Below are 14937 nucleotides of genomic sequence, written 5' to 3' on the forward strand. Positions count from 1 at the left end.
ACCAGTTTTGATAAAAATCACTCAAACATTTCATCAAATTCAAAACGATACATTAAATCTACCGCTTGGTTCACGCTTGAAACCCATTGTAAGTAAAGTCTTGGTGCTAAATTATAACGCAGAGTCAATTCAGTCAACGCCGCAAAGATTCCTACCCCATATTTTACTTTAAATTTAGGTGTTAAGCTCGCACTGACTTCTACTTTGGTATTATCGCCAATACCCGCCGTTGTCACACTCAGATCATTTAAGCCGAAAGTACTACCAACAGTTCCCACAGTTTTACTACTTTTCGATAAACTCATACTCAATAATGTCTGCTGCCATAGAATTGCTGGAACCGGCATCACCACTATTATCTAATGAACGACCGGTCAAGATATAAGACAACGCTTCATTTTGTGACATAGACGGTTCGGAAAACACCTTCACTTCAGGACTATCCGCTAAACCAATCACTTTGATACCGGCAGTTACGCTTGGATCTTCCATTGCTTCCGGATTCCGAATCGCTTCAATATTTAGTGTCGGTTGTGACGGCAGACCAGCAAAACTGATTACTCCTTTACGAATCAGTAAATCTTGTCCAAATGAGGCATAACGGCCATTTTTTAAGTTTACTTGTCCATATAACCCTAAACCTTGCTTACCCTGACGAACAGCAATAGTACCGTTTAAATCACTTTTTAATCCATAAGCCTTTAAGCTCACATCATTGCCGATATTAATATTGATATTCGATTTAATCGCAAGTCCATTCGATGTTTTTTGCGGAATCTGACGTTGTGCTAACGGAATTTTTTGTTTTACTGAACCATCCATAATCACTTCATCACCACTCACGCTCACCGCACTTTCCGGCAATTCTTCCACCTCAATTCTTGCCCACGGAATATCAATATTACCGCCTAAAATCAGTTCTCTCGGTGTCGCAGTCACTTCAATATTCGGGCTAAATTCCACTTTTGCTATATTCGGTACATTCACTCGGAAGCGGTTTGCTTGTGCATGAACTCTAGTCTTCCAAGCATCTAAACGTCGCCAATCTGCATCACCATCTAAACGTAACTCGCTTTCCGTTGTTTGTACTCGTCCCGAAAGGGTTGAAGTTGCACCGTGGAAATGTAATGCTAAATTACCACCGGTTACATCAAACGGCATTGCAATCGCTTTTGCACGTAATTCAGTCAGATTTAACGTACCATTCAACAATGGAGATGTTACTGAACCTCCTAGGGTTAAACGTGCATTGATATTACCGTCAACCGACTCACCGCCGCTTAATAACGGTTTGATCAATTTAAGAGTTAACTGATCAATATGAATGTTACCTGATAATTTTCGGCTATTTGCCACATCATTCATCACAATATCTGTCGTAAGACGACCGTTATTTTCCACCTTAATATCAGTTTTTAGTTTTAAGTTATTATCCGCTAAATTCGCATTCACTTTAACTGGGCTTAACGTAAGTGGGAAACTGTTACCGCCTTCTAATTTTTGCACCAATTTTAATGTTTTTGAATCAAGTTCAACATTTACTTGAGGTTGTTTGTTTTTAAACCAAGCCGCATCCCCTTTTGCATTTACAATGCCTGATAATTGGGTATTTTTATCCAAAAATTCTTGAATCGTCGCTAAATTAAATTGCTTAATTTCAAACGGTACTTTCCCTTCTTGCCCAGCATTAAATGCTTGAGGAAAACATAAATTCAACTTTGGATTATGCCAACAATGTGCAGATACATTCGCATTAATTTTTTTATTATCATAATTCACATTAACTGCTTGGTTGGTTTTAAACGTACCAAATTCTTTGCTATCAATTGAAATTTGGCTTAGCTGACCTCGCCAAACTTGTTGCGAGCGGTCAAATTTTCCTGAAAGTTGCAAATTGGCACCGATAGGATTGCCCTTTGCACTTAACTTCAAATTGTGATTAGCTTCACTACCATTCGCGACTAGGCTTGCATTTTCCACTTTAACATCACCATACCCCAACTGTGCTAAGTTGATGTCCACATTTCCTTGGATAGTTTTTTCTGTGGTTATTTTTCCTTTTGCGACTAAATTTTTCAGGTTCAACTGTTCATAACTTAAACTTTTAGCGGTTAAATCCAAATCTAAATTAGGTTCCGTCACTTTACCGGTCAACTTGACATTCCCGTGAAGACTTGTCGCTAGTTTAGGCAATAAACCCGTTAAATTCGGTGCATTAATTTGGGCTGAAAAATCCGATTTATCACCAAGCTCACCTTTAAGTGCTATCGTATTTTCTCCATAAACTAATGTTGCGGCAGGCACATCTAATAAGGTTTTATTATTTGATTTAATCTCACCTTTTAATTGCAAAGTTTTTTGTAACAACGAACCGTTTAAATCTAGGTCAGAAAGTTCTACGTTCCAATCCGATCCGTTCTCTCCTCGACCAGCGTAACCTTTCGACTGTAAACCACCAGAAAGTACCGCCGCCCATTCTGGTGTAAGTGATTTAGTATTAATCGTGTTAAGTGCCGTTTTAACGTCCCACTCGACACCTTTTTCCCAATTCACTTTCCCATTCAGATTTGCTTTACCCTCTAAAGCCTCTAACGATAATTGCTCTATATTAAATTGCGTGATTTCACCTTTACCTTGCAAATGAATAAGGCTAGATGGAAGATCCATCCCACCGACGTTCACTTGTGTATCTAACTGATAATTGAGTAAATCACCAGTAAGTAATAGATTAACTTTATCTAATTTTAGCGGTTCTATTCCTTTCTCAGGCATAAACGGGTAAGCAATCGCATCACTCGTTAAACGCAGATTTAATGGCGTTTTAGCTTCAGCTAACTGAATATCTCCTTTTAGATCTGCCTTAACAGCACCGCTTGTTTGAATATCCAGCGAGGTTTTACCGAACAATTCTCCTTTTAGCTCCGCTTTTACTTGGCTAGCAGGAATTTTTAGATCCGCCAATAACGGTGAATCCGCATTTAATGACCACTTCAGCGGATAATTTTCTGCGAGAGTCAGTAAACCGCTACCACTTACATTACCTCGGTCACTATTAATCGATAACTGCGATAATTCAACCGATTGTTGATCAGCCTTTGCTTGCAATAAAAGCAATTCCACTCTCACAATAGATTGAGGTGTAACGAACTTTCCGTCTTTATCTTTTACTTTCTGTTCAATGTGAATATTTTTGGCTTCCAATTGTGGAATTGCCGCATCTAACGGCAATTTAATCGGTGCTTGTTTAGTCAATAACGGCTGAGCTAATTTCGCTTTAATTTCTGTCCAGTCAATACTAGAAGCGGTCTGTTTTACCGATTCTTTGGCAATTTCTTGCGTTTTTTCGACCGCTTGTTCCGCACTTGCCGGTGCAAGTGAAAGCGTTAAGCCGTCTAATGCTGTCGGTGCCAAATTCACCGCTCTGCCTTTACCTGAAATGCCTGAATGGAAATGCGTTAAGGCAATATCCATCTCATCGACTTTGACTTGAATATTATCTAAAGCAATCTTTTTAGCTGATATACCTAACGGTAAATTCAATTCGGTAAACGGTTCATTTTCCTTATCCGGTTGAGAAGAGGGTAATTTAGCTGTATCTACTACAACACTCGTATCCTTTAGTGCGAGATTTTCGATACAGGTTTCTCGATCCAATAAACAACCAAAGCCAATATGTAAATCTGCTTGTCCGACAGATACATCGATCCCCTCCATAACAAATTTAGCATCAGATAAAGTTAATCCATCTTGTAAACTACCTTTTACACTACCAATAGTTAATTGATTCAACCACTTATCCGCTAATTCCAAAGCAGTACGTTGCCCTTTCCCTGTCATTAAAAAAACAACGGGAATGAATATTAAGCACAATAGACCACAAGCAATATGACGAATCCAACGCCATTTACTTTTAGCTTTTGTTACGGACGGCTTTGGCTGAGTTTGGCCATTATCTTGTTGTTGCTCATTAGCTTGTTCATTCATAGCTATTCATCCACTAATATAAAAAAGCGGATAATATTATCCGCTTAAATCATTCTTATAATTCTGAACCTAAACCGATATAAAACTGTACACCGTTATCATTATTAGGTGATTTTACCGGCGTGGCTAAATCAAATTTAATCGCACCAATTGGTGAAGCCCAACGTACACCAATCCCTGCACCTGAGTGCAAATCTTTGGCTTTAAATTTATTTGAGGCTAATCCGGTATCATAAAACATTGCCGCCCACCAATTCGGATAAACTTGATATTGGTATTCCGCCGTTGCCGTTGCTAAATGAGAACCACCGACTAATTTACCATTTTTCGGATCTCTCGGTGAGATATCTTTATAACCAAACCCTCGTACACTCATATCACCACCGGCAAAATAACGTAATGCAGGCGGAATACGATGAAAATCTTTCGAATGAATATAACCGACTTCACCACGTAAGAAGAAACGATGATGATCAAAATACGTTCTCACCCATGCACTCGAGGCTTTCCAGCTATAGAAATTTACATCTGAAGCAAGTGCTTTCATTCCCCAATTCGCCGTTAATTTTTGACTATCTCCCCAAAGAGGAAAACGATTTCCATCCGTTCTAGTTCGATTGAGTGAAGCGGTCGGATAAATTAATAAAGTACGGTGTGATTCGTCTGCCTGAGTAAATGAATCATAACGAGCTTTAATTCCTGCAGAAAAAGACCAACCGGTTTCATGTGTCCAAAAACGTTGGAATCCTAATGTTGCCGCAGTCGATTTAGTATCATTTTGATCTTCATTTTCTAACGAACCTGAAAACTGGTAATAATAATGAAGCGGATCTTCCCTTAACGGAATGTTATAACCAAATTCAAAACGTTGTTCGGGTGCTGAAATATAGGTACGAGATTCAATACTATGCCCACGGCTATTAAGCCATGGTTTTTTCCAATTTAATTGGAAACGAGGGCCAACATCAGTTGCAAATCCAAGACCAATCTCCACATCATTCTTCTTTTTCGGTTGAAATAACACATTGAGATCAACCAATTTTTCCGATTCATTTAAATGGGGTTCAACCAATACCGAAGCAAACCAATTACTTGCAGAATAATCAGAAGTCATTTGAGAAAGATCATTCGCATAATACGGCTCGCCCGATTTCACTTTTAGAATATTACGTAAGTATTCTTCTTTAATCTGATTATCGGTAAAACTAATTTTTCCATAACGATAACGAATACCGCTGTCATAGTCTAAACGCCAATCAACCGAATGATCTTTAGGATAAACTTCTAAGCGATGATAAATCCAATGTCCGTCAAAATAACCTTTTTTGAACGCAAGACTTTCAAGATTACTTTTAAAACCCTCGTACTGCTCATGATTCAAATCTGTACCTTTTTTCGGCACAGAATCAACTAATTTAGTAAAATCTTCGTCTTTATTTGCTTCACCGTGAATACTGACTTCAGTTTCATCAATTTTGACTTTTTCTCTATCTAATTGAACATTTAGGGTAAGTAACGGCTTTTTACCTACTCGCGGCGTTTGAATAAATTGATATTGTGTATTGTAGTAACCTTTAGCCCGTAATGCTTTATCTACTGTGGTTTGTACAAGATATTGATGTCGTTCGGAACCATCTGCATATTCACTTGAAAGCTGATCTAAGTAAATCTTTACATTTGACCAAGCATCTTTATCTTCAATCCCTTTAACCTCTAAATCGACAAGCGGTTCGTTTTCAGATTCTTCTGCAATCTCTTGCTGTTCAGTTTCCTCTGATTGCTCTATGGAAACATCATTTTCTTGAATTGCCAACTGTTCAGCATAACTCACTTGAGCAAATGCTAATAAACAGCAATAGGTTAAGAAATTCGGTTTAAAATTCACAAGCATATCCTAATCTTTTGGAATGCCTCTTAGCAACGGAACATCATTAAATGGAGAAATAGATGTCGGTGCAGGCATATCATCAAATATCATAATAAACGGTTTATCCGGTATAATCGCTTCATTTCGCCATAAGGCTTTCATACCAACTAATTGAATATCTTTTGGCAAATTGACAATGCCTTTTTGTAATACTTCAATACTGTTTTTACGGGGATGACCAATTAAAATTGCACTACCGTGCTTACGGGCATATTGTAAAGCAAGATGAAACTGATTCTGTACCTCACTTAACGTATCGTTATCATCCAAAAATAAACTACGTTCTAGAGCATTCACACCAAATTCTCGAGCAACTTTAGTCGCCACACTCGGTCCAGTTTTACTATCAAGAAAGAATAATTGTTGCTTCGCTAATTCTCTCATTAAGTTTTGCATAGTTTGACGATCTGCTGTTGCTCCACTTCCCATATGATTATTCAAACCGATTGCATATGGGACTTGGTTACGAGCTGATTCAATCAACTGTTTTACTTTTTCCTCATTTGCCCCTACCAGCAATGCTTCGGATTCTATTGGTTGTGCTTTATTCTGTGGTCGCATTGGTAAATGAATTAAGACATCACGTTCTTGCTCATAAGCCATTTTTGCCCTTTGTGTTGCGTGAGGTGCAACAGGAATAATCGCCACGCTGACTTCTTTCGGTAAAGCATAAATCGCACTATCTTCTTTGGCTCGATAGCCAATATCATCAATCACGATTGCTAACTTTCCGGCTTGAGCAAGCGGTGACAAAATCAGTAAGCCTTGCAAAAAAAGACTAAAAATAGACCGCTTATGTTTCAATAAATTCCACATTATCTTACCCAGCCCATTGGATTTTTAGGATTTCCTTTGCGACGAATCTCAAAATAAAGTGCTGAACGATTCTGTCCGCCTGAATTACCGACTTTAGCAATTTGCTGACCCGCTGAAACTCGACTGCCTTTACGTACTGAAACAGACTGGTTATAACCGTATAACGACATATCACCGTTACCATGATCAATAACCACAACCTGACCATAACCTTGTAGCCAATCAGCTAAGATCACTCGACCGCCAGCAATCGCTCGTACCGGAGCACCAGCACCGGCGGCGATAACTATACCATGCCAAGTGACTTCACCCATTTGGCGAGAGCCGAAACTGTTTACCACTTTGCCTGCTACCGGCATATTAAATTGTTTATTCGGCGAACCTAAACCACTACCGGCTCGAAGCTGTTGTTTTTCCTGTTCCGTTGCTTGGCGTTTTTCTTCACTATTCTTTTTCTGTTCCAGTTTTGCGATTTCTTGTTTTTCTTGTTGCTCCGATTCAGCCGTTGCTTTCGCTAATTGATTACGTAACGCTGACTCATTATTTTTTAATGACTCTAAACGACTTTCATCCTGTTCTAACGTTTTATCAATTGATCGTAAGGTCGTTTCACGTTCGTTTTGAACTTTTTTTAAATCGTTTTCCTGCTTTTTCTGCTCGGTTAATTGCGTTTGTTGGCCTTTTTGTTGACCTTTTAATTCATCACGGCGATCTTTTAGTTCTTGCTGTGTACGTTTTAATTCATTGATAGTATCAATACGTACCTGATTGATATGCTCATAATAAGCGGTCATACGATCAGCATTTTTTGCATTTTCTGACATCAATCGCTCTAATACAGAAGGATGAATCCCTGAACGATAAGCCGAATCCAGTTGTTCTTTTAATTTTTCTTTTTGCTCTTTTTCTTGTTTCTCTAATCGTTGAATTTCTTGTTCAGTCCGCTTAATTGCCTGACGAGTTTCTGAGAGTGACATTTGCGTTTCTTTTAACTTACCAAGCACTTTCCCCATTTCAATTTCTTGACTTTTTAATGTCGATTGTAATGCATTACGTTTTTGACGCTGTTCATTAATTTTGCTTTGCTGTTGCTTAATTTTTTGCTGAATATTCGATAAATCAGTCGCAAACGATAATGTAGGAATAAATACGTCGCTAAAGCATATTATTAATAGTGGAATGAAATAAAACGGACGAAAAACTTTCACGAGATTACCTATCAGTATAGAAATCAATTAATTATAAAATATATCATTCTATCAAATATTTGAGGAAAATCAGCTTTTCTCTCGCTTTTACAAAAAGAAATTAGCTAACTATTTCAAAGTAGAGAGATTTTTGCTATAAATACGCCGTTTTCAAATCAACTAAAACATAGGAGTCTTTATGGAATTAGTATTTATTCGCCACGGTTTCAGTGAGTGGAATGCTAAAAACTTATTTACAGGTTGGCGTGATGTTAACTTAACAGAACGTGGTATTGAAGAAGCAAAAGCGGCAGGTCAAAAATTAAAAGCCGCCGGTTATGAATTTGATATCGCTTTCACTTCTGTTTTAACTCGTGCAATCAAAACTTGTAACATCGTATTAGAAGAATCTAATCAATTATGGATTCCACAAGTTAAAAACTGGCGTTTAAACGAACGTCACTACGGTGCGTTACAAGGTTTAGACAAAAAAGCAACAGCTGAACAATACGGTGACGAACAAGTTCACATTTGGCGCCGTTCTTACGATATTTCTCCTCCAGATTTAGATGCGGCAGATCCAAACTCTGCACATAACGATCGTCGTTATGCTCACTTACCAAAAGATGTGATTCCAAATGCAGAAAACCTCAAAATCACTTTAGAGCGTGTTTTACCTTTCTGGGAAGATCAAATCGCACCGGCATTATTATCTGGTAAACGTGTACTTGTAACTGCTCACGGTAACTCTTTACGTGCATTAGCAAAACACATTATCGGTATTTCTGATGAAGAGATTATGGATTTCGAAATCCCTACCGGTCAACCGTTAGTATTAAAATTAGATGACAAATTAAACTTCGTAGAAAAATTCTACTTATAATTTAAGTTGTCATTCAAACAAAAAACGCTCGAAGCTAAAACTTCGAGCGTTTCTTTTTGCAAAAAATTCCGCAAATTTAACCGCTTACCAAGCAAACATCTGTTTAGCTAACTGGAAAGCATATAGTGCCAAACTTATCGCGATCGCGTACATAATCACACCAGTAAGAAAATCCAAGATTTGCCACGTTCTGCGTTTTTCAAAATAAGGCGAAAGAAAACCAGCTCCATAGCCCACGCCAAAGAACCATAAGAACGAACAACTCAATGCCCCAAATAGAAATTCCATTTTACCGGTAAAATTCAAATTTCCACCAATTCCACCTAAAATCACTACCGTATCAATATAAACGTGCGGATTTAAAAAAGTAATCGCAAAAGTAATCATTAAGGCTTTTTTCAAACTTGTCGCATTTTCATTACTGGCTGTTAAGGCTTCACTACTCTTAAACATACTAATAAACGAACGACTACCGTAGGTAAATAGAAAACAAGCGCCGAGTAAAGCGATCACTAAACTTAAAGTAGGCAAATTCGCCACGATAGAACCTAGCCCTAATACGCCTAATGTCATTAAAAATACATCACCTAAAAAACAAAGCGATGCTACCCAAAAAACGTGTTGCTTTAAAATGCCTTGTTTAAGTAAAAAAGCATTTTGTGCACCAATTGATACGATTAGTCCAAAACAAACGATAAAACCTTGTACAAAAATATCCACTTTTTTCTCCAAATAAATACATTCAGGATAATTATACGGAAAACTTTAGTAAAAATACGGTATAATTGTCAAAATTTTGCCATATAAACAATTAAATGTAGGAATATATTATGTCTGAGATAATTGAAAACCAAGCCTGTATTGTGATTGCGATTGCAGGTGCTTCTGCGTCCGGTAAGAGCCTTATCGCATCAACGATTTATAAAGAATTAAAAGAAGAACTTGGTTCAGATGATATTGGTATTATTTCAGAAGATGCCTACTATAAAGACCAAACACATCTTACGATGGAAGAGCGTGTAAAAACCAACTACGATCATCCAAATTCTATGGATCACCATTTACTGGTCGAACATCTCCGCCATTTAAAACAAGGCAAAGCGATTGAGATTCCCGAGTATGACTATGCGGAACATAACCGTAAAACTACCACTAAAAACTTCGAACCTAAAAAAATTATTATTCTTGAAGGAATTTTATTGCTTACCGATGAAGAAATTCGCAACGAGATCAATGTTTCTATTTTCGTGGATGCACCGTTAGATATTTGTTTTATCCGCCGCTTACAGCGTGATATGGTTGAACGCGGTAGAACCATGGAATCTGTTATCGCTCAATATCGTAAAACTGTACGTCCGATGTTCCTACAGTTTATTGAACCGTCCAAACAATATGCGGATATTATCGTACCAAAAGGTGGTAAAAATCGTATCGCAATCAATATTCTAAAAGCTCAAATCAAACAATTATTAGCTAAACGATAGGATTTATTATGCGTTTATGTGACATTGATATAGAACGTTATTTAGATGAAGGATTAATTGAAATCAGTCCTCGTCCTTCCAATGAGAAAATTACCGGAGCAACGGTTGATGTTCGTTTAGGCAATTCATTTCGTGTCTTTCGAGAACACGCCACACCTTATATCGATTTAAGTGGACCTCGTGAAGAAGTTACTGCACAACTAAACAAAGTAATGAGTGAAGAAATTCTTATCGCTGACGGTGATGCGTTTTTCCTTCACCCGGGCGAACTTGCACTTGCGACAACATTAGAATCCGTAACATTACCGGATAATATTGTCGGCTGGCTAGATGGTCGCTCTTCTTTAGCTCGCTTAGGCTTAATGGTACACGTAACGGCACACCGAATCGATCCGGGTTGGCACGGTAAAATCGTATTAGAATTTTTCAATGCCGGTAAATTACCGCTTGCTTTACGTCCTAATATGGCAATCGGCGCATTAAGTTTTGAAGTGTTAAGTGGTCATGCGGCAAAACCTTATAACGCCCGTAAAGACGCAAAATATAAAAATCAGCAAAGTGCGGTTTCCAGCCGTATCAATCAAGACGATTAATACGATAAGCGGTCAAATTTTCCAACTTTTTGCAAAAGGTTAACGAAATTTGACCGCTTATTATCTTATAAGTACAAAAAAAGAGATCCGAAGATCTCTTTTTTATTGTCGCTAGATTAGCTATTTAATGCTCTTAAAATGTCATCCACACGCTCTTTCGCGTCACCGAATAACATTTGGGTATTTTCTTTAAAGAACAGTGGGTTTTGAACTCCTGCGTAACCAACCGCCATTGAACGTTTGAATACGATAACGTTTTGTGCTTTCCACACTTCTAATACCGGCATACCTGCGATTGGGCTTGACGGATCATCTAATGCCGCTGGGTTTACCGTGTCATTTGCACCGATAACCAATACCACATCGGTTTCTTCGAAATCATCATTAATTTCGTCCATTTCAAGCACAACATCATAAGGCACTTTCGCTTCTGCCAATAATACGTTCATATGACCTGGTAAACGACCCGCAACAGGGTGAATACCAAAACGCACATTAACACCTTTCTCGCGTAATTTCGCAGTGATTTCCGCAACCGGATATTGTGCTTGTGCCACCGCCATACCGTATCCCGGCGTGATGATCACAGAACTTGCATTTTTCAGCATTTCCGCCACTTCTTCTGCGGTTGTTTCACGGTGTTCGCCTTGTTCTTCATCACCTGAGCTTGCTTTCACTTCTGTACCGAAGCCACCTGCAATCACGCTGATAAATGAACGGTTCATTGCTTTACACATAATGTAAGACAGAATCGCACCTGATGAACCGACTAACGCACCGGTTACAATTAACAAGTCATTGCTTAACATAAAACCGATTGCCGCTGCCGCCCAACCTGAATACGAGTTCAGCATTGAAACCACTACCGGCATATCCGCACCACCGATAGATGATACTAAGTGCCATCCGAAGACTAATGCGATTACCGTCATAATCAGCACTGGGAAAATATTCTCAGGGTGATTTAAGAATACGACCATTAATAATGCAGAAACGATTAATGCCGCTAAGTTCCATTTGTGTTTATGCGGGATATTTAATGCGACCGAAGACACTTTACGACCGAATAATTTACCGCTTAATTTACCGAATGCTACTAATGACCCAGAGAAAGTCACCGCACCGATAAAGATACCAAGGAACACTTCAACGTTATGAATGTTAGCTAGTGTTGCTTGTTCTGCGTGGAATGCCGCTAACGCCACTTCATCTAAATTTGCCGGCGGAATCGCATCTACGTGTAAACCGTAGCTGTTAAAACCAACTAATACCGCCGCTAAACCTACAAAGCTGTGCAGAATCGCCACTAATTCCGGCATTTCCGTCATTTCAACTTTTAAGGCTTTTTTCACACCGATAAAGCCACCGATTGCCATAGCAATTAAGATCCAAAGCGTGCCGTGTGATTGTGGGCCGAAGATAGTTGCGACTAACGCAATCGCCATACCGACAATACCGTACCAACAACCTGCTTTTGCCGTTTCGTGTTTAGAAAGTCCTGCTAAACTCATAATAAAGAGAATCGCGACAATAATATATGCGACTGTTACAAATCCAAAAGACATGAGTTTCTCCTTAACCTTTTCTAAACATTGCAAGCATACGTTGCGTGACTTTGAAACCACCGAAGATATTAATGCTTGCGACTAAAATCGCAATAAATGCAAGAATATCAATAAAGAAATTACCGGTCGGTCGCGCAATTTGTAATACCGCACCCACAATGATAATGCCTGAAACCGCATTGGTTACCGCCATTAACGGCGTATGTAATGCGTGGCTAACGTTCCAAACCACATAATAACCCACCACACAGGCTAAAACGAATACGGTGAAGTGTGATAAGAATGCTTGCCGGTGCTACAGAGGCTAACCATAAGAATAATACACCGACACCAGCCATTACACCGTATTTAATACGTGGATCGGTCGGTTTTTCTTCTTTTTTCTCAACCGGTGCCGCGTACGCTTGTTTTTGCGGTTGAGCCGAAACTTGAATCGGTGGTGCCGGCCAAGTTAATTCACCGTCACGTACTACCGTTACACCACGTAACACCACATCTTCAAAATTGATATCGATTTGACCGTCTTTATTTGGGGCAAGTAACTTGAGTAAGTTAACTAAGTTTGTGCCATAAAGTTGTGAAGATTGGGTTGGTAAACGTGCAGGAAAGTCCGTATAGCCAATCACTTTTACTTGATTCTCGGTGACAACAACTTCGCCCGCTTTAGTGTAATCGCAGTTACCGCCGGTTGCCGCTAAATCGACAATCACTGAGCCCGGTTTCATTGAATCAACCATTTCTTTAGTGATTAAACGAGGTGTCGCTTTACCCGGAATCGTCGCTGTGGTGATAATAATATCGACTTCTTTTGCTTGTTCAGCATAAAGTTCCATCGCACGACGGTTAAACTCTTCTGACATCACTTTCGCGTAACCATCGCCTGAGCCGCCTTCTTCTTCAAAATCGATTTCTAAGAAGTCTGCGCCCATGGATTTAACTTGTTCTTTTACTTCCGGACGAGAGTCAAACGCACGAACAATCGCACCTAAGCTGTTTGCCGCACCGATTGCCGCTAAACCGGCAACACCCGCACCGATAACCAGCACTTTTGCCGGTGGAACTTTACCAGCCGCAGTAATTTGACCGGTAAAGAAGCTACCGAATGCATTTGCCGCTTCGATAACCGCACGATAACCGGAAATATTTGCCATTGAACTCAATGCATCAAGCGCTTGCGCACGCGAAATACGAGGCACTGCGTCCATTGCTAATACATTGATTTTCTTAGCTTGCAATTTTTCCATTAATTGTGGATTTTGCGCAGGCCAAATGAAACTCACTAGCGTTGCGCCTTCTTTAATAAGGGCAATTTCAGCATCGGTTGGCGCATTCACTTTAAAAATAATATCTGAATTCCAAACCTCTTGTTGCGTGCCAACAGCCGCACCTGCGTTTACAAATGCGTTGTCCTCAAAACTCGCTTTAAAACCTGCATCGTGTTCAACGAGCACATCAAAGCCGAGCTTTTTGATCTGTTCAACGGTTTTTGGCGTTGCCGCCACACGTGTTTCACCGTCTAACAGCTCTCTTGGTACACCAATAAGCATAAAGACTCCTGTATGGTTGATGTTTATATATTGTGCTAAAAATAGCCTATTTCGAAAAAATAAGACTAGGCGTAATGTACCATTAAATAAGTAGAATTTGTAAAAAAATTACGCCTCATAAATCAATTAATTGCAAATTCTCAGTTTGCGACAAATCTGCTAAAATCTAGCATAACAAAAATGTAATAAATAGAACCAGAATGAATAGCTTAGACCAAATTCAAATTATCCTGATCGAAACTTCCCTCCCCGCCAATATTGGCTCTGCCGCTCGTGCGATGAAAACCATGGGGCTTTCAAATTTACGTTTAGTTTCCCCACTTCACCCTATTGACGAACAAGCTCAAGCCCTCGCCGCCGGCGCAAAAGATGTGCTGGATAATGCTCAAATTTTTGACTCATTTGAGCAAGCGGTTGCAGATTGCCAATTAGTAATCGGCACCAGTGCTCGATTACGTCATCTACAAAATACTCTTATTGAGCCGAGAGATTGCGGCAAATTGGCGGTTGAACGTGCCGAAAAAGGCAAAGTAGCAATTGTATTTGGTCGGGAACGAGTCGGATTAACTAACGAAGAATTACTAAAATGCCATTATCATTTAAATTTTCCGACCAATCCTGACTACGGTTCGTTAAATTTAGCGATGGCGGTACAGCTGGCAAGTTACGAAGTGCGTATGGCGTGGTTGGATTTGCAAAAAAATCCGCAAATTCGACCGCTTGTTGAGGCAAAAGATTATCCGAATACTGAAGCTTTGGAGCATTTCTTTAATCATACCGAGCGACTTTATAAACAATTAGGCTTTATTCGCAATGATGCGGTAATGCTCAAGCTCCGCCGCTTATACCAACGAGCAGGACTTGAAACCAATGAGTTGAATTTATTAAGAGGAATGTTGACTTCGGTTGAGAAGCAGATAGAAAAATAAAAAAATCCCCAAAATATCGTTA

At 39.3% G+C, this 14937-nt stretch carries 9 protein-coding genes and 2 pseudogenes; 4 read left to right on the forward strand and 7 right to left on the reverse strand.

What is annotated here, in order from left to right; genetic code table 11:
- Positions 1–17 precede the first annotated feature (17 nt).
- From tamB to envC, 4 genes and pseudogenes are all read right to left on the reverse strand, one after another.
- Positions 18–3984, reverse strand: a pseudogene (gene tamB, locus NYR89_RS04540) (autotransporter assembly complex protein TamB).
- Positions 3985–4039: 55 nt separating this feature from the next.
- Positions 4040–5869: an autotransporter assembly complex protein TamA gene (tamA, locus tag NYR89_RS04545; protein ID WP_279446642.1), complete on the reverse strand. Its 1830-nt coding sequence runs from the start codon at positions 5867–5869 to the stop codon at positions 4040–4042.
- Positions 5870–5878: 9 nt separating this feature from the next.
- On the reverse strand, positions 5879–6727 hold the full coding sequence (locus NYR89_RS04550) for a divergent polysaccharide deacetylase family protein (RefSeq protein WP_279446525.1): 849 nt from the start codon (positions 6725–6727) through the stop codon (positions 5879–5881).
- Positions 6727–7935, reverse strand: a complete 1209-nt coding sequence (envC, locus tag NYR89_RS04555) for a murein hydrolase activator EnvC (RefSeq protein ID WP_279446527.1) — start codon at positions 7933–7935, stop codon at positions 6727–6729. The genes NYR89_RS04550 and envC overlap by 1 nt, the downstream gene beginning before the upstream one ends.
- A 178-nt stretch (positions 7936–8113) precedes the next feature.
- Here envC and NYR89_RS04560 point away from each other — a divergent pair, with 178 nt between their 5' ends.
- Positions 8114–8797: a 2,3-diphosphoglycerate-dependent phosphoglycerate mutase gene (locus NYR89_RS04560; RefSeq protein WP_005623059.1), complete on the forward strand. Its 684-nt coding sequence runs from the start codon at positions 8114–8116 to the stop codon at positions 8795–8797.
- An 84-nt stretch (positions 8798–8881) separates the two neighbouring features.
- Here the strand turns inward: NYR89_RS04560 and NYR89_RS04565 are convergent, their stop codons facing one another.
- A complete protein-coding gene (locus NYR89_RS04565) occupies positions 8882–9517 on the reverse strand; it encodes a LysE/ArgO family amino acid transporter (protein WP_279446528.1) in 636 nt (211 codons plus the stop codon).
- 110 nt (positions 9518–9627) lie between these two features.
- On the opposite strand from NYR89_RS04565, the gene udk reads away from it, so the two are divergent.
- Both udk and dcd read left to right on the forward strand, forming a co-directional pair.
- On the forward strand, positions 9628–10281 hold the full coding sequence (gene udk / locus NYR89_RS04570) for a uridine kinase (protein WP_279446529.1): 654 nt from the start codon (positions 9628–9630) through the stop codon (positions 10279–10281).
- Positions 10282–10289: 8 nt separating this feature from the next.
- The gene (gene dcd, locus NYR89_RS04575; RefSeq protein ID WP_279446530.1) at positions 10290–10874 is read left to right on the forward strand and encodes a dCTP deaminase; all 585 of its coding nucleotides are present in this window, start codon (positions 10290–10292) and stop codon (positions 10872–10874) included.
- Positions 10875–10990: 116 nt separating this feature from the next.
- Here dcd and pntB read toward each other — a convergent pair whose 3' ends face one another.
- Together pntB and pntA are read right to left on the reverse strand one after the other, a co-directional pair.
- Positions 10991–12439: a Re/Si-specific NAD(P)(+) transhydrogenase subunit beta gene (gene pntB / locus NYR89_RS04580; RefSeq protein ID WP_279446531.1), complete on the reverse strand. Its 1449-nt coding sequence runs from the start codon at positions 12437–12439 to the stop codon at positions 10991–10993.
- A 10-nt stretch (positions 12440–12449) separates the two neighbouring features.
- A pseudogene (pntA, locus tag NYR89_RS04585) lies at positions 12450–13986 on the reverse strand (Re/Si-specific NAD(P)(+) transhydrogenase subunit alpha).
- A 200-nt stretch (positions 13987–14186) separates the two neighbouring features.
- Between pntA and trmJ the strand changes: the two are divergent.
- Positions 14187–14915 carry a tRNA (cytosine(32)/uridine(32)-2'-O)-methyltransferase TrmJ gene (trmJ, locus tag NYR89_RS04590; protein ID WP_279446532.1) on the forward strand — a complete coding sequence of 243 codons (729 nt, stop codon included), beginning with the start codon at positions 14187–14189 and terminating at the stop codon, positions 14913–14915.
- Positions 14916–14937: the final 22 nt, after the last annotated feature.

The organism is Actinobacillus arthritidis (genome assembly GCF_029774155.1).
Taxonomy (GTDB): Bacteria; Pseudomonadota; Gammaproteobacteria; order Enterobacterales; family Pasteurellaceae; genus Actinobacillus; species Actinobacillus arthritidis.